Here is a 15,644-nt window from a genome sequence, read left to right as displayed (position 1 = left end):
ACCAGAAGGGGAGATGCCCCGGGGTGACCCTGGCTCAGAACAGGGTGGCCTGCAGGTCGACCGGACGGGTGGGCAGCGGCGGGAGGGTCTGCCGCGAGCGCCACTCCGCGCGGGCGTCCCAGGGCAGGGAGTCGACCACGGGGTCACCGGGGACGGGCGGTCCGGGATGGCACGGCTCCAGCCCGGACAGGCAGCGCTCGGCGACCTTGGCGGTGCCGGGCAGCCCGTGGCCGACCAGCACCCGCCGCACCACGTCCGGCGACAGCGGCAGCCGGCCCGGCCGGCGGTCGGGGTGGAGGCCGAGCTCGACGTCGCAGACGTTGGCCATCACGGCCCGGTTGAGCTCCCAGCAGGCGCGGGCCTGCGGGTCGGCCAACCGGTCGCGGGTGCCCGGGCCGACCAGCCCGGCCACCCGGGCGCCGCCGGCGGCGACGTCGTCGAAGACCGCCTCCGCGGTGCCGAACGCGGCCAGCAGGCGGGCGGCCCGCTTCGGCCCGATCCCGGAGACCCCGGGCAGGTTGTCCGACGGGTCGCCGCGCAGGGCGGCGAAGTCGCGGTACTGGTGCGGACGGACGCCGAGCAGCAGCTCCAGCCGGTCCGGGGTCATCAGCGGGGAGGCGTCCACGCCGCCGTTGATGACCCGCAGCACGCTGGTGCGCTCGTCGATGAGGGCGAAGGCGTCCCGGTCGGAGGTGACCAGCACGGTGCGTCCGCCGGCGGCGGCGGTGCGGGCGGCGGCGGTGGCGAGGACGTCGTCAGCCTCCAGGCCGTCCGGGGTGACGACGTGCACGCCGAGCTCGCGCAGCACCGCCGCGGCGAGCCGCAGCTGGGAGACCAGCGTGGGCAGCTTGTCGGCGCGCTGGGCCTTGTACTGCGGCCAGCGGGTGCGCCGCCGGCTGTGCTCGGGGTCGTCGAAGCCGACCAGCACCAGGGACGGCCCCACCCGGTCGGCGGCCGCCACCACCTGGGTGAGCAGCCCGCGGACCGCCCACACCGGCTCCCCGGTCACCGTCCGCGCCCCCGTCCCGGCCAGCGCGTGGTAGCTGCGGTGCAGCAACGAGTTGCCGTCGACGGCCAGCAGCACGGGTGGAGCACTCACCCGTCCATCATGCGCCACGCCACCGACACCGAACCCCGTCCGACCTGCCTCCCACGCCCTGAGCCTGTCGAAGCGTCGTCCTGAGCTGTCGAAGGGGGCGAGCACCGCCCGCTGACCGCTGCCCGCGGCCGGGCGGACTTCCTAGACTGCGGCCGTGTCCGTCTCCGAGCTGAGCGCCAGCGCCCAGAACTACCTCAAGGCGATCTGGACGCTGTCGGAGTGGTCGGAGGCGCCCGTGACGACGACGGTGCTGGCCGAGCGGACCGGGCTGCGGGCGTCCTCGGTCTCGGACGGGGTCCGCCGCCTGGCCGAGCAGGGCCTGGTCGACCACGTCCGCTACGGCGCGGTCGAGCTGACCGCCGAGGGGCGGCGTCTGGCGCTGGCGATGGTGCGCCGGCACCGGCTGATCGAGGCGTTCCTGGTGGAGTCGCTGCACTACTCCTGGGACGAGGTGCACGACGAGGCCGAGACGCTGGAGCACGCCGTCTCCGACCTGATGGTCGACCGGATCGACGCCGTCCTCGGCTTTCCCCGCCGCGACCCCCACGGCGATCCGATCCCCAGCGCCGACGGCACCGTGGAGCTGCCGACGGCGGTGGTGCTCACCACCGTCGAGCCGGGGTCGCGGGTGCGGGTGGAGCGGATCAGCGACACCGACCCCGGTCTGCTGCAGTTCCTCGCCGACCGCGGCGTCCGGATCGGCACCGTGGTCGAGGTGCGCGAACCGACTCCCTATGCCGGCACCCTGGAGCTCGCCGTGGACCGCACGCCGCTCAGCCTGGGTGCCGCCGCGGCCGAGTCGATCTGGGTCTCAGGGATGTGAGCGCCGCGTCTCGACCTGCTGCCGCCATCAGCGACGACGGACCCCGCACCTCAGTAGGGTCGGCCGTGTCGAGGAGGTGAGCACGTGGCAGATCTGACGGACCGCTTCGCCGACGCGTACGCGCAGTGGCAGGAGGAGCTGGCCGAGCGGGCCCAGGACCCGGAGTGGGTCGAGTGGGCCTCGTTCATGCGGGCGTCGCTGCACTCGTTCTTCACCGAGGTCGTCCCCGACATGCCGGACGACCCGTGGGGTGAGGAGGGGCTGCGGCACGCCGAGCAGGCGGCGCTGCGCCTCTACCCCGACATCCGCTCCGCGGAGCCGAGCGCCACACCGCAGAACTTCGCCACGTCCGATCCGATGCACCGCTACCTCGGTGAGGTGTTCATCCGGCGTCTGGACGGCAGGTGGGTCAACCTCGACGCCGACGACGGGCACGGTCCGGACCCGGCGGTGGGGCTGCCGTACACGGCCGAGGCCACGTCGGTCCGGGTGCTGCTCAACCAGGCCGCCGACCAGCGGACCGGGGACGTGTGGCTGACCGAGTACCGCCGCCACGTCGAGCAGCACGGCGCCTGGGTGGCGGCCGGCCGGCCCGGCTACCTGGACTGGGTGCGGGTGCACGGGGACCCGATCGCGGGCCTCACGCCGGAGGACGTCGGGGCCGGAGACGACGCGGAGGACACAGGAGGCGGGATGACGCAGGACGAGCGCGAGTACGCGGAGCTGCAGCGCCACTACGCCGAGCTGGAGGCTGATCCGGTGTGGCAGGAGTGGCTGGCCGGGATGGAGGCCGGGCTGGACCGGTTCTTCGCCGAGGTGGTCCCCGACATGCCGGCGGACCGCTTCGGCCTCGAGGGTGTGCGGCACGCCGAGGCGGCGGCGCTGCGGATCTTCCCCGACATGGACGCTGCCAACCCCCGGACGTCACCGCAGGACGCGGGGACGATCGACGCCTTCCACCGCTACCTGGGCGAGGTGTTCGTGCGGAACTTCGAGGGCCGGTGGCGCTACGCCGACGTGTCCGACACCTACGGCCGGCTCCCGGTGGTGGAGCTGCCCTACGACCTGGAGCCGGTGACGCTGCTGACCCTGCTCACCTCGGTCGTCGGCCGGCGCACCGGCGAGGAGCTGTCGACGACCTTCGGGTACCAGCAGGAGACCTACGGGCAGTGGGTCGAGGCCGGGCGTCCGGCCTACCCCGCCTGGGCCGAGATCGAGTTCGCGAAGCTGTTCGGCTGACCCCGTGACCGACACACTCCCGCCCGACGAACGCGAGGCCTTCGAGCGGTACCGGGCCCGCAAGCTGCGCCGGGGCGAGACGCCGAAGGAGGTCGACGGCTGGCAGCGGGCCCGCGACTGGGCCCGGCAGTTCTGGCCGGAGCAGCAGCGCCGCGGGCACGGCTTCCGCGACCTCACCTCGATGGCCATCGGGTCGCACGGCTACACGGCGGCGCGAGGATGGTCGACCGAGGTGAGACTGGGTGCGGCCGGTCCACGGCGCACCCACGACCTGGGCAACGAGGACCTGGGCTTCGGGATCGAGACGAAGGTCGGTGGCGGAGACCGGACGGCGGTCCTGCGGCAGATCCAGCTCGACGCCCGGGCCGCGGCGCGCGGGCAGACGAGGGTCTGGGCCCATGCCGATCTCAGCCGGCTGAAGGACCCGAAGGTGCGGGCTGCGCTCGACGCGGCGCAGCGTCGGTTCCCCCAGCGCTTCGCGGTGGTCGACTGCTCCGACCCGCAGAGCATCGCCCAGTTCCAGGAGCGGTTTCCCGCCCACACCGCGATGGGGGAGGCCTTCCGCGACGCCGGCCAGGCGTTCCGGCACTACGAGCGCGAGCACGCCCGTGCGCGCCAGGAGGGGCGCGAGCTGTCGGTGCCGGACGCCTGGCAGAGCTTCACCCGCACCCAGCAGGCGCAGCAGCGCGTCCGGGCCAGCTTCGCCCGTCCCGCCACCGACATCGGCCGCGGCCCCGACCTCACGCCTCCCGAGAGCGTCCGGACGACCCCGACCGCCGAGGTGGCGCGACGCCGCGAGCAGGCGGCCGGACGCTCCAACGCCCCGCTCCGCCACCACACCGCCCCCACCCGCGGCCCCTCCGGCCGCTAGCGCCGAGACGCAGCCCGGCGGGTAGTTTGCCCACGTGACCCTCGCCGACGAGCTGGCCGCGCTGGCTGAAGAGCTGGCCATCCCCGGCGCGGCCGTCGGGGTCGTGCACCAGGGCCGGTCCGAGATCGCCGTCAGCGGCTGGACCAGGGTTGAGGGCGGCACCCCCATCACACCGGCCACGCTCTTCCAGATCGGCTCCGTCGCGAAGAGCTTCACCGCGACCGCCGTGATGGTGCTCGTCGAGCAGGGTCGGGTGGCCCTCGACCGGCCCGTGAGCGCCTACCTGCCCGGGGTGCGGCTGCCGGCTGAGGTGGACGTCCTCGACCTGCTCAACCACACCGCCGGCTGGGACGGGATGGACAGCTGGCCCGACACCGGAGAAGGCGACGACGCGATCACCCGTGTCGTCGACCTGCTGGCGGACCTCCCCCAACGCTTCCCGCCGCGCTCGGCGGCGGCGTACAACAACGCCTCCTTCGTCCTCGCCGGTCGACTGGTCGAGGAGGTCACCGGCACGACGTTCGACCGTGCGCTGGCTGAGCTGGTGCTCACCCCGCTCGGGCTGACCCAGACGTCGAGCGAGCTGGACGTGATCATGACCCGGCCGTTCGCCGTCGGCCGGCGCTCGACCGACGGGGCGGACGTCACGACCTGGAGCGGTCCGCGCGGCTGGGTGCCGGCCGGGGCACGGCTGTCGTGCAGCACCACCGACCTGCTGGCGTGGGCGGCGTTCCAGCTCGGTGAGGGCACCGCTCCGGACGGGACCCGCGTCCTGGCCTCCGACTCCCTGCGGGCGATGGGGTCGGCGAGCACCCCGCACGAGGTGATGCCCGGCGTCGGCATAGGTCTGGGTTGGATGCTGCGTCAGGTCGACGGCACCCGGCTGCTCGAGCACAGCGGAGACGTGTCCGGGCAGCACGCCTCGGTCACCGTCGCCCCCGAGCGCGGCTTCGCCGTCGTCGTGCTGACCAACGCCGCCCCGGCCGGCCGGCAGCTGAGCGAGCGCCTGACCACCTCGGTGCTCGCGTCGCGGCTCGACCTCAGCGAGACCTCGCCCGAGGTCGTCCAGCGCAGTGCCGCCGACCTGGCCCCGTACACGGGGACGTTCCGGGCCGAGGGGATCGAGCTGGAGGTGCGGAGCGCCGGCTCGGGTCTGGTCATCCGCGGCACGATCATCGACGACGACGGCACGAGCGAGACCGTCGAGTTCCCGCTGCAGCCGCTGCCGGACGACCGGTTCCTGGTGGCCGACGGACCGTTCGCCGGACTGCAGAGCGCGTTCGTGCGCACGGGGCAGGTCGTGACCGCGGTGCACCACCTGGGCCGGCTCGTCCCGCGCCAGCCGTGACCGACGTGGGGCAGCGTGGCCAGTCCACCCCAACGCCCTGAGCTCGTCGAAGGGCGATCCGCCCGACTCAGACCGACGCGAGCCTGCGCCGGCGACGCGCCGCGGCCAGCCGGCGTCCGACCAGGCCGTTGCGCGGGCTGGCCAGGTACACCACCGCGAACACCGCTCCCTGGGCGAGCACCACCATCGGTCCCGGGGTGGTGTCGAGGTGGTAGCTGAGGTAGAGCCCGAGCACCCCGCAGGCCGCCGCGAGCGCGGGGGCGAGCACCAGCATCCGCGTGAACCGCTCCGTGAGCAGGTGCGCGGTGGCCCCGGGGATGATGAGCATCGCGACCACGAGCACCACCCCGACCGCCTGCAGCGCCACCACGCAGGTGAGGGCGAGCAGGCCGAGCAGCAGCGCCGACAGCAGCCGGACGTCCAGCCCGATGGCATGGGCGTGCACCCGGTCGAAGGCGTAGAGGACGAGGTCGCGGCGCTTGAGCAGCAGCACCACCAGCACCACCGCGCCGAGGACGACGATCTGCACCAGGTCGGCCGGGGAGACGCCCAGCAGGTTGCCGAAGATGATGTGGGTGAGGTCGGTCTGCGACGGCGTCACCGAGACCAGCACCAGCCCGAGCGCGAACAGGGTGGTGAACACGATCCCGATGGAGGCGTCCTCCTTCACCCGCCCGGTGTCGCGGACCACCCCGATGAGCACCACCGCCAGCACCCCGAACACCAGCGCACCGAGGGCGAACGGTGCCCCGACCACGTAGGCCAGGACCACCCCGGGCAGCACCGCGTGCGAGACGGCGTCGCCCATCAGCGACCAGCCGATGAGCACCAGCCAGCACGACAGCACCGCGCACGTCACCGACGCGACCAGCGTCGAGGCCAGCGCGGTCTGCATGAAGCCGAACGTGAACGGCTCGACCAACCACTCGATCACCGCACGCCCCTGTCGTCGTGCGCTTCGCCGACCCCAGCGCCCTGATCCCCAACCTCAACGCCCTGAGCCTGTCGAAGGGCCCCAGGTGCTCGGGCTTCGACAGGCTCAGCCCGCTGTGGTGGGGCTTGCGCGGCCGACCCGACCCCAGCGCCCTGAGCCTGTCGAAGGGCCCCACCAGCGCCGGCCGACTCCTCCAGCCCGAACGCCAGCGCCAGCGTCTCCGGCGCGAGCACCTCCGCCGGCGGACCGTGCCGCAGCACCCGCCGGCGCAGCAGCACCGCCTCGTCGGCCAGCTCGGGCAGAGCCTGCAGGTCGTGGGTGGAGACGAGCACGGTGACACCGTCGCCGGCGAGCTCGCGCAGCAGCCGCGTGATGGTGGCCTCGGAGGTGGTGTCGACACCGGCGAACGGCTCGTCGAGCAGCAGCACCCGTGCCTCCTGGGCGATCCCGCGGGCCAGGAAGGTCCGCTTGCGCTGGCCGCCGGACAGCCGCCCGATCTGCCGGTCGGCGAGGTCGGCCAGCCCGACCCGGTCGAGCGCGGCGTCCACGGCGTCCCGGTCGCGGCGTCCCGGACGCCGGGTGAACCCGAGGTGCCCGTAGCGCCCGGTCATCACCACGTCGCGCACCGACAGCGGGAAGTCCCAGTCGACGGCCTCGCTCTGCGGCATGTAGCCGACGACGTTGCTCCGGCGGGCCCGCGCCGGCGTCAGCCCGTGCAGCCGGACCGTGCCGCGGTCGGGGCGCACGGCACCGAGCACCGCCTTCATCAGCGTCGACTTGCCGGCCCCGTTCATGCCGATCAGCCCGCACACCCGCCCGGGCGCCAGCCGCAGGGTGACGTCGTCGAGGGCGAGCACGTCGTCGTAGTGCACGGTGAGGGCGTCGACCTCGACGGCGGGGGTGGTCACGGGCGTCCTCCGAGGGCGGTGGCGATGAGGTCGGTGTCGTGGCGGATGAGGTCGAGGTAGGTGGGCACCGGCCCGTCCGGCTCGGACAGCGAGTCGACGTAGAGGACACCGCCGAAGCGGGCGCCGGTGGCCCGCACCACCTGCTGCATCGGCCGGTCCGAGACGGTCGACTCGCAGAACACCGCGGGGATCCCCGCAGCGCGGACGGTGCCGATCGCGCGCTCGATCTGCTGCGGCGTCGCCTGCTGCTCGGCGTTGACCGGCCACAGGTACACCTCGCTCAGCCCGGCGTCGCGGGCCAGGTAGGAGAAGGCCCCCTCGCAGGTGACCAGGGCGCGGTGCTCCGGCGGCAGGTCGGCGAGCCGGCTGACCAGGTCGTCGTGGACGTCCTGCAGCTCGGCGGCGTAGCGCTCGGCGGCGGCGCGGTAGTCGGCGGTGTGGGCGGGGTCGAGCTCGGCGAAGGCGTCGGCCATGGTGGCGGCGTAGCGCTGCACGTTGAGCGGGCTCATCCAGGCGTGCGGGTTGGCACGTCCGGCGTACCCACCCGGGTTCTCCGGGTCGGGGGCGATGTCGATCGGCTGGACGCCCTCGCTCACCACCACGCGAGGGGCGTCGAGCTCGGCCACGAACTGCTCGAACCAGCCCTCCAGCCCCATCCCGTTGTCGAGGACCAGGTCGGCCTCGGACGCCTGCCGCAGGTCGCCCGGCGTCACCTCGTAGCCGTGCACCTCCGCGCCCGGCTTGGTGATCGACTCGACCCGCAGGTGCGGCCCGGCGACGTTGCGGGCGACGTCGGCGAGCACGGTGAACGTCGTCAGGACCAGCGGACGATCGTCGTCCTCAGCCCGGGCCGCCGGCTGGCAGGCGGACAGCAGCAGCACCAGGACGCCGACCACGGCCGTCCACGCCGCAGCGTTCCTCCGCATGGGAGAACCATAGTCTTCGCATCGACGCACGCAGGAGTTCGGTGCGGCGAACTCCGTGGATGGCGGACGGTCGGTGCGATGTCTTACCATCGGACGTCGGCGAGGTCCTCCTCGCCACGGGGCCATGGCGCAATTGGTAGCGCACCTGCTTTGCAAGCAGGGGGTTACGGGTTCGAGTCCCGTTGGCTCCACGTGAGTTGAGAGAATCGAAACCTGCCCCGCCTGAGTGCGGGGCAGGTTCGTTTCTGCGGTCACCGGCTCGGGGACGTCGGTGTTGACGTGGGCGAGGACGCTGGCGGCGGGCTCGGCAGGGACGACGCTGACGTTCTCGTCCTCGTCGATGATGATGCGGTCGAACAGGGCTCGGTTGAGCATGCGGCGTTCAGCAGGTTCGCATCGGTTGTAGAGATCGCCGAGGTCGGTGAGCAGGTCGAGGATCTCGTCGAGGCCGTCCCGGGCGCTGGTATAGGTGCGGCCGCCGGCTCGACCTCGCCTCGCTCGACTCCGTCCGGAGCTTCGCCGAGCGCGCCGAGGACGATTCGACAAAGTCGACCTGCTCGTCAACAACGCCGGTCTCGTGATCCTCGGCCCACGGCGCACCACCGCCGACGGATTCGAGCCGCACCTGGGCACCAACCACCTCGGCCACTTCGCCCTCACCGGGCTCCTGCTCCCGCTCCTCGAACGCGGCGACCGGCCCCGGGTCGTGTCGCTCAGCTCGATCTCGCACAAGCCCGCCCACCTGGACTTCGATGACCTCATGTTCGGACGTCGCTGGGATGCCTCCGCCGCCTACGGAGCATCCGAGCTCGCCACCACGGCGTTCGGGATCGAACTCGACAGACGGCTCCGCGCCAAGGGCTCTCCGGTCATCAGCACGCTGGCGCACCCCGGGGTGTCCCGGTCGAACCTCGTGCCCCGCGCGTGGGAGGAGCGCGGCCGGATCGCCACAGGCCTGTTCCTTCCGACCCAGCCCACCGAGCAGGGCGCGCTCCCGCAAACTCCGCGCCGCCACCGCGCCGGAGCTTCACGGAGGCGAGTTCTTCGGGCCCGGCGGCCGGAACGAGCGGCGCGGCGACGCGATCGACGTGGAAGCGTCTCGCGAAGCGCTCGACCCCGCCGTCGGAAAGCTACTCTGGGAGACCTCGGAGCAACTGACGGGCGTCTCGTTTCCCTGGACCGCTCAGGCGCCAGTGCTTGTTGCCGGTGGCCACCACGACCCCGCGAGGCCGATCATCATGACGCCGCCGCCGGCGCTCATCTGCGACAGCCGCGTGGGCTGCGTCCGGACCACCTTCGTGCCGTACCCGCGATCAGCACCCAGACACTGTCGCAGCACAACGCGATCAGGGCGAGAAGGCAGCCGAGGACCGTGAGTTGCAAGGGCACCGAACCGCTGTCGCGGCTGACGAACTGGGGCAGGACCGCGACGAAGAAGATGAGTGTCTTGGTTTGTGACAGCCACGACGACGCCCTGCCAGAGCTGTCGAGCACTGCTGGGCGCCTGCATTTGACTCGATGGCAACACCGCGTGATCGTGGCGGTGGCGGATCGCCTGCACGCCGAGGTGTATCAGGTGGAGCGCTCCGGCGATCTTCACCGCGGTGAGAACGACGACGGACTCGGCGATCACCTGACCGACCCCGAGCGCCACCAACGCGGTCGCGGGCGACGTCCCGATGGCGTTGCCCAGCACGGAGAGCGCTTTGCCGCGCCACCCATATGCCAAAGACCGGCCGATGGTGAACAACACGCTGCGGCCAGGGATGACGATCAGGACGACGGCGGCGAGCGCGAAGGCTGCCACGTTGGGCGAGGGGACCATCAGCGGCTCCCACGGTCGCGGGGCGCGGCGGGGTCGAGCTGGGCGGCTGCCGGTCAGTTCAGCCCCGACGGGCTGCGCATCGGGATCTACGCACCAAGGCAGCGCTGCCAGATCAGGCCGCAGGTCGCAGTGACCTCGGATAGCGGGGGAGCAGCACGCTTGGTGGCCTCGTAGAAGGCGCCTTCGCCCATCCGGACCAGCAATGCCGTGACCGCTGCAGCGCCGTCCGAGGCCGAGGAATCGGGCAGCCCCGCCTGAATGGCGATCCTGGTCGCGGTCTGCGTGACCGCGTCCCGTGCGGCCGCCCACCTGTCCCCGATCGCCGGAACCGTCGGCGCGAGCTCGACCGCGGCACTCATGACGGGGCCGTGCTCGGCCCAGATGGCCTGCGTGCGCACGAGAAGTTCACGGATGAGATCGACCGGTTCCGCGCCCGGCTGGTCGACGGACAGTGACTCGAGTGAGACGTGAAGGGCGCTGACGGTCCGCTCGACGAGCGCCGCGACGGCGTCGGCCTTGGTGCGGAAGTAGAAGTAGAAGCCTCCCCGGGTTCCGCCGGCCTCCTCCATCAGCGTCGCGACGGTGATCGACTCGTAGCCGACCGACGCGAGCTGGCGCTCCGCGGCTGCCAGGATCGCCTCCTCGCGCAGATCGCCCTTCGACCTGCCACGACGCCGTCCGGTATCGACCTCTGCTTCGCCCATGCCCCCATCCTGCCACCTCGTCGACAGAAATCGACGCGCCGTCAAGAATAACTGTCGTGATGTAGACTTCTCGTATGTCTGATCAGAAGAACATCTTCATCACCGGCGTCAGCTCGGGCTTCGGCCGAGCCTTTGCGACGCGGTTCACCGCCGCCGGGCACCGAGTCATCGGTACCGTGCGCAACGACGAGGCCGCGGCGGCGTTCGCCGCGCTCTCGCCCGACGGGCTCGCCGTCCCCCGCATCCTCGACGTCACCGACGATGACGCGGTCTCCTCGACCGTCGCGGATGTCGAGGCGAACGTCGGTCCCCTCGATGTCGTCATCGCCAACGCCGGCTACGGGCACGAGGGCGTCTTCGAGGAGTCGCCGCTGTCGGAGCTGCGCCGCCAGTTCGATGTCAACGTCTTCGGGGCAGCCGCGACGCTTCACGCCGCCCTGCCCTACATGCGCGAGCGCCGCAGGGGCCACCTCATGGGCGTCACCTCGATGGGCGGCCTGATGACCGTCCCCGGGATGGCGTACTACTGCGGCTCGAAGTTCGCGTTGGAGGGCATCCTCGAATCGCTCGGCAAGGAGGTCAAGCACCTCGGCATCCACGTGACCGCGATCGAGCCCGGCTCCTTCCGCACTGACTGGGCCGGCCGATCCATGATCCGCTCCGAGCGATCCATCGCCGACTACGACGAGCTGATGAACCCGATCCGCGAGAACCGCCTCCGCGCGAACGGCAACCAGCTCGGCAACCCGGAGAAGGCCGCAGACGCCGTCCTCACCGTCATCGAGTCGCCCGAGCCGCCCGCCCACCTCGTCCTCGGCTCGGACGCGTTGCGACTGGTCAGCACTGCCCGCGCCGCGGTCGACGCCGAGATCGAGGCGTGGCGCGACCTCACCGTGACGACCGACTTCCCGGACGGAGCCCAGCTGCGCTAGCTCGCAGGCTAACCCGGTCAGAAGAAGGCGGCCCCCTGGCGATGCACGCCGGGGGGCCGCCTTGGTGAGCCGCAGCCGAGGGCTCAGGGCCTGCCATAGGTCTCGAGCGGCCGGAGCCAGACCTCGCTGATGGTCGGATGCGACGGCACGGCGCGCCAGGGCCGGTCGATCGGCACCTCGCCGACGATCGCGATCGTGGCGGAGTGCAACAGCTCGGCGACATCCTGGCCGACGAACGTGGCCCCCACGACGACCTTGCGATCCTCGTCGACGACGAGCTTCGCGCGACCCGCGTAGCCGTCCGCGTGAAGCTTGGCGCCGGCGACCTAGCCGAGGTCGTACTCGACGGCACGGATGGTCAGCCCGGCCTCCCGCGCGGCGGTCTCGGTGAGCCCGACGGCGGCGACCTCCGGGTCGGAGAACACCACACGGCGAACCGCGCCGTCGTCGGGTCAGGTCTCGTGGAGTGGTGTAACGCTCGCGTGATCGATCGAGCGGGTTGTGGTCAGGCGGACAGGGCGAGGACGGGGTCGTCGGTGTCGGTCTCCTCTCCAGCATCGGGGACAAGGGTCAAGCGGCAGCGACCGAGGAGCTCGAGGCCGAGGTAACGCCGTCCCTCGGCCCATTCATCGGTCTGCTCGGCGAGGACCGCGCCGACGAGACGGATGATCGCGTCCCGGTTTGGGAAGATGCCGACGCTGTCGGTGCGGCGGCGGATCACGCGGTTCAGGCGCTCGTTGGGGTTGTTCGACCAGATCTGCGACCAGACGTCTTTCGGGAAGCTCGTGAATGCGAGACGCGTCGGCCGCGACGAACGTGAACGGGCCAACGTCATCGAGACGCCGGTTGCGGAACTGATCGACATGTTCGTCGAGCTCGGCAGCCATCCGGGACACCTGCGATTTCGACAGCGCGTGGATGCCGAGGGTCTTCACGAGCTTGTCCATCCGGCGCGTTGAGACGCCAGCGAGGTAGCAGTCGGCGACGACCGTGATTCAGTGCGGACTCGGCGCGCTTGCGCCGTTCGAGCAGCCACTCCGGGAAGTAGGAGCCCTCGCGGAGCTTCGGGACGGCGACATCGATCGTGCCGACACGGGTGTCGAGATCGCGATGACGGTAGCCATTGCGCTGCGTCACGCGCTCGGCGAAGGGGTGTCCGTACTCGGCACCAGCGATCGCGTCGGCTTCGGCCGACAGGAGGGACTCTGAACTGGGGCATTGTCCAGCCGCCAGGTGCGCTCTGCGTCAGGTCTCAGCCGAGCCGCTGGAGTGCCTTGTCGCGGCGTTCGGCGACGCGGGAGCCAGACTCTTTCCTGGTCATGGTTCTGAGCAGGGCGGGGGCGAGCAGGGTGGCGACGACGGACCAAGCGGCCAGGACGATTGCGGTTTCCCCGGTTCGCCACGATCCAACGATTTCGAGGACGGCTGCGGACTCGGGCAGCAGGGCGGCGCGGGTGCCGAGACCGAGCCAGTAGACCGGCAAAGCCTGTGCGATCCCTTGGAGCCAGCCGGGCAGGGCGGTGATGGGGTAGAAGATCCCTGAGATAGCGACCAAGCCCATGACCAGCAGCGCGATGTAGCTGGAAGCGCGGGCGCTCGGGATGAGGGATCCGAGGACAGCACCGAGGGTCAGCGTGGCGACTATGCCGAGCGTGAGCACCCACGCGAGGGTCAGCAGTCGATCGGGAGTGAGGAGTGCGAGCCCGGTGACAGTGAGTGCGCCGGGCACGCCCACGATCACGAGGTAGGCGACCACGGTGAGGGCGGTGGTCACGAAACGCCCGACGAGGTAGGCGCGGATGCCGCCGGGGGTGGCCTTGGCGCGCAGCAGAGTGCCGTCTTCCCGGTCTGCGCTGAGGCGTTGCGTGAGCGCGACCATGCCGAAGAACACGAACATGCCGATCAGGCCGGGATAGACCATCGTGCCCAGGCTGACGCTCCCGTCACCGACGGTGCGGTCACGGAGCAAGAACAGCGACGCCAGGGTGAGGACGGGCCAGAACAACTGCCCGATCAGCGCGGCACCGGTGAAGTCCTGCCGGAACTCGATGACCCCCCGCCGCAGGCCGCTTCTGAGTGCCGTCGTGGTGGGGGTCATGCCGCCTTCTCCTCGATATCGCCGGGAGGTGTGTCGTGTTCGGCGGCCTGGACGATGGACAGATAGGCGTCCTCCAGCGAGGCTCGCCGCACCTCCAACTCGTGCACCTGTTCGCCGTAGCGGGAGAACAGGTCGCGCGCGAACGCGGTGGAGTCGCCAGTGGATTCTTCGTGACGCTGGCCGTCCACCGCCCAGCGAACCCGGTCGTGACCGGCGATCTGATCGGTGAGCTCCTTCGACGTGCCGGTGGCGATCACCTGCCCGCCGACGAGGATCAGAATCCGGTCGGCGAGTTCTTCGGCCTCGGCCAGGTCGTGGGTGGTCATGAGGATGGTCGAGCCGAGGTCGTCTCCGACGCGCTGGATGAGGGCGAGGAAGTCGCGGCGGGCGCGTGGGTCCAGGCTGGCGGTGGGTTCATCGAGGAACACGATCTCGGGCCGTCCGACCAGCCCGACCGCGATGTCGAGCCGCCGTCGCTGCCCACCGGACAGCGTGCGAATCTGCGCGTCCGCCAGGCCGTCGAGGTTCAGCGCAGCGAGCAGGTCGTCCACCCCCCACGGCCGCGATGCTCCGGCGGGGACGAAAGGGGCGTACAGCGAGGCTTGGTAGGCCAGCAGTTCCCGTACTCGCCACTTGGGGTGATCGCGCCAGGACTGCATCACCACACCGATCCGCGACCGCCACCGGTCATCGCCGTGCCAAGGATCGACGCCGAGGACGGCGACGTGCCCGGCGGAGCGGTGGCGGAACCCTTCCAGCACTTCGATCGTGGTCGTCTTGCCCGCCCCGTTCGGCCCGAGCAGCGCCACCGTCTCACCGGCCACCACGTCGAAGTCCACGCCAGCCAGGACATCCTGGTCGCCATACCGCATCCGCAGATCGCGGCACTCGATCGCACGACTCACCAGCCTTGCCCTGTCTGGCCGGAGCGGTTGCTGCGGATCGTGGTACGCACCGCGGCGACGGTCAGGTCGTGCTCGCCCAGTACGTCGCCGACCACGCCGCGCGAGGCGACCAAACCCAGCGCCAGATGCGTGACATCGACGCGCGCCGAACTGTCGTCTGCGGCCTCACGGGCGGCACGTTCGATCACTCCTGCCGCAGCCGGGGAGAGCTTCGGCCCGCCCGAGCGGCGACGAGCCCGCTCATCCAGGACGCCATCGCCGAGCTGGGACTCGACCCGCGAGACCAGCCCGTCCAGATCGAGCCCGTATGCCGACAAGGCGTCGCGCTGCTCGGCCGTGTAGCCGCCCGAGCGCCGCAGGCGCGCGATGTCCTCGAACACCCGCGTCCGCGTCGAGACATCACCCAGCGGAGCGAGCACCCGCGCGCCGACCGCCGAGTCCAGCACCGCCGCGAGCAGGTGCTCCTCACGAATCTCAGCCGAGCCGTCGCGCTGCGCCGCTCCCACCGCCGACGCCACCGTCGCCCGCGCCATACCTGCGAACCGTTTCACGGCTCATCGCCTCCCGTACTTCTTGTAGGTCGCCTGCCGCGTCACGCCCAGGTCGTCCGCGATCCGCTCCCACGACCAGCCCTGCTCACGCGCCCGCTGCACCTGGGCTCGCTCCAACTGATCGACCAGCTTCCGCAACGCGGCCACCGCCACCAGCCCCACATGCGGGTCCTGGTCACCGGCCGCCGCCGCCAACGTCGTCGCCTCCGTCATGGTGCCAACCTAGGTTGGCAGGGGACGTAGCGTCAACCTGGGTTGGCACTGGGCGTCCATCGACACCTACGCTGAGATGCGAGCAAGCGAGGCCAGAGCCGCCGAACCCTGCAACGGCAGGACCCCGTTTCCCAGCGCGGTCTGCTGGGCGGGGTGAGTCCGGATGATGCGTCAGTAGCCCAGCCGTCCTCCAGCCCCATGAGCCATCCGAGGTGAGCGGTGTGCGGAACAGCGCGGTGGGCGAGGATGACGATGCGAAACCGGGGGT

The 15,644-nt window shown here is 71.4% G+C and carries 15 protein-coding genes, 1 tRNA gene and 3 pseudogenes; 7 read left to right on the top strand and 12 right to left on the bottom strand.

Going from position 1 to position 15,644, the window contains the following annotated elements:
- Nucleotides 1-34 precede the first annotated feature (34 nt).
- Nucleotides 35-1,099 carry a 5'-3' exonuclease gene (locus tag DT076_RS06160; protein WP_233493704.1) on the bottom strand — a complete coding sequence of 355 codons (1,065 nt, stop codon included), beginning with the start codon at nt 1,097-1,099 and terminating at the stop codon, nt 35-37.
- A 154-nt stretch (nt 1,100-1,253) separates the two neighbouring features.
- Between DT076_RS06160 and DT076_RS06155 the strand changes: the two genes are divergently transcribed.
- The 4 genes from DT076_RS06155 (at nt 1,254) to DT076_RS06140 (ending at nt 5,380) form a co-directional block, all read left to right on the top strand.
- Nucleotides 1,254-1,922 carry a metal-dependent transcriptional regulator gene (locus tag DT076_RS06155; protein ID WP_114125788.1) on the top strand — a complete coding sequence of 223 codons (669 nt, stop codon included), beginning with the start codon at nt 1,254-1,256 and terminating at the stop codon, nt 1,920-1,922.
- Between the two features lie 84 nt (nt 1,923-2,006).
- Nucleotides 2,007-3,161 (top strand): hypothetical protein, encoded by a 1,155-nt coding sequence (locus tag DT076_RS19320; protein WP_114125787.1) that lies wholly within the window; start codon nt 2,007-2,009, stop codon nt 3,159-3,161.
- Nucleotides 3,162-3,165: 4 nt separating this feature from the next.
- A complete protein-coding gene (locus tag DT076_RS19315) occupies nt 3,166-4,032 on the top strand; it encodes a hypothetical protein (RefSeq protein ID WP_158548058.1) in 867 nt (288 codons plus the stop codon).
- Nucleotides 4,033-4,066: 34 nt separating this feature from the next.
- Entirely contained in the window at nt 4,067-5,380 is a 1,314-nt protein-coding gene (locus DT076_RS06140; RefSeq protein ID WP_114125786.1) for a serine hydrolase domain-containing protein, read from the top strand.
- 67 nt (nt 5,381-5,447) lie between these two features.
- On the opposite strand, the gene DT076_RS06135 is transcribed toward DT076_RS06140, so the two are convergent.
- Genes DT076_RS06135 through DT076_RS06125 form a run of 3 tightly spaced genes read right to left on the bottom strand, consistent with a single transcriptional unit; the run spans nt 5,448 to nt 8,148 of the window.
- Nucleotides 5,448-6,314, bottom strand: coding sequence for a metal ABC transporter permease (locus tag DT076_RS06135; RefSeq protein WP_233493700.1), 867 nt, complete (start codon nt 6,312-6,314; stop codon nt 5,448-5,450).
- Nucleotides 6,311-7,222, bottom strand: a complete 912-nt coding sequence (locus DT076_RS06130) for a metal ABC transporter ATP-binding protein (RefSeq protein WP_114125785.1) — start codon at nt 7,220-7,222, stop codon at nt 6,311-6,313. Before DT076_RS06130 ends, DT076_RS06135 begins: the two co-directional genes overlap by 4 nt.
- The gene (locus DT076_RS06125) at nt 7,219-8,148 is read right to left on the bottom strand and encodes a metal ABC transporter substrate-binding protein (protein WP_114125784.1); all 930 of its coding nucleotides are present in this window, start codon (nt 8,146-8,148) and stop codon (nt 7,219-7,221) included. The genes DT076_RS06130 and DT076_RS06125 overlap by 4 nt, the downstream gene beginning before the upstream one ends.
- A 118-nt stretch (nt 8,149-8,266) precedes the next feature.
- Between DT076_RS06125 and DT076_RS06120 the strand changes: the two genes are divergently transcribed.
- Nucleotides 8,267-8,339: transfer RNA gene (locus DT076_RS06120), tRNA-Ala, on the top strand.
- A 278-nt stretch (nt 8,340-8,617) separates the two neighbouring features.
- Nucleotides 8,618-9,004 (top strand): annotated as a pseudogene (locus DT076_RS20425) (SDR family NAD(P)-dependent oxidoreductase); the annotation flags it as partial.
- A 327-nt stretch (nt 9,005-9,331) separates the two neighbouring features.
- Here the strand turns inward: DT076_RS20425 and DT076_RS06110 are convergent.
- On the bottom strand, nt 9,332-9,955 hold the full coding sequence (locus DT076_RS06110) for a LysE family translocator (RefSeq protein ID WP_199539001.1): 624 nt from the start codon (nt 9,953-9,955) through the stop codon (nt 9,332-9,334).
- 104 nt (nt 9,956-10,059) lie between these two features.
- Nucleotides 10,060-10,677, bottom strand: coding sequence for a TetR/AcrR family transcriptional regulator (locus DT076_RS06105; protein WP_114125783.1), 618 nt, complete (start codon nt 10,675-10,677; stop codon nt 10,060-10,062).
- A 74-nt stretch (nt 10,678-10,751) separates the two neighbouring features.
- Between DT076_RS06105 and DT076_RS06100 the strand changes: the two genes are divergently transcribed.
- On the top strand, nt 10,752-11,609 hold the full coding sequence (locus tag DT076_RS06100) for an oxidoreductase (protein WP_114125782.1): 858 nt from the start codon (nt 10,752-10,754) through the stop codon (nt 11,607-11,609).
- An 83-nt stretch (nt 11,610-11,692) separates the two neighbouring features.
- Here DT076_RS06100 and DT076_RS19855 read toward each other — a convergent pair.
- From DT076_RS19855 to DT076_RS06065, 6 genes and pseudogenes are all read right to left on the bottom strand, one after another.
- A pseudogene (locus DT076_RS19855) lies at nt 11,693-12,034 on the bottom strand (hypothetical protein).
- 80 nt (nt 12,035-12,114) lie between these two features.
- Nucleotides 12,115-12,812: pseudogene (locus DT076_RS06085) on the bottom strand (transposase); the annotation flags it as partial.
- A gap of 49 nt (nt 12,813-12,861) precedes the next feature.
- Nucleotides 12,862-13,707 (bottom strand): ABC transporter permease, encoded by an 846-nt coding sequence (locus DT076_RS06080; RefSeq protein WP_114125779.1) that lies wholly within the window; start codon nt 13,705-13,707, stop codon nt 12,862-12,864.
- Nucleotides 13,704-14,612, bottom strand: a complete 909-nt coding sequence (locus DT076_RS06075) for an ABC transporter ATP-binding protein (RefSeq protein WP_233493698.1) — start codon at nt 14,610-14,612, stop codon at nt 13,704-13,706. Before DT076_RS06075 ends, DT076_RS06080 begins: the two co-directional genes overlap by 4 nt.
- Complete coding sequence (locus DT076_RS06070) at nt 14,609-15,163, bottom strand: Clp protease N-terminal domain-containing protein (protein WP_147264075.1); 555 nt, start codon at nt 15,161-15,163, stop codon at nt 14,609-14,611. Before DT076_RS06070 ends, DT076_RS06075 begins: the two co-directional genes overlap by 4 nt.
- Nucleotides 15,164-15,166: 3 nt before the next feature.
- A complete protein-coding gene (locus DT076_RS06065; protein WP_114125776.1) occupies nt 15,167-15,376 on the bottom strand; it encodes a helix-turn-helix domain-containing protein in 210 nt (69 codons plus the stop codon).
- Between the last annotated feature and the right edge of the window lie 268 nt (nt 15,377-15,644).

This window comes from Desertihabitans brevis (assembly GCF_003327535.1).
Lineage (GTDB): Bacteria > Actinomycetota > Actinomycetes > Propionibacteriales > Propionibacteriaceae > Desertihabitans > Desertihabitans brevis.
Note: the sequence above shows the minus strand (reverse complement) of the source record. Positions and strands in the feature narration are given on the sequence as shown.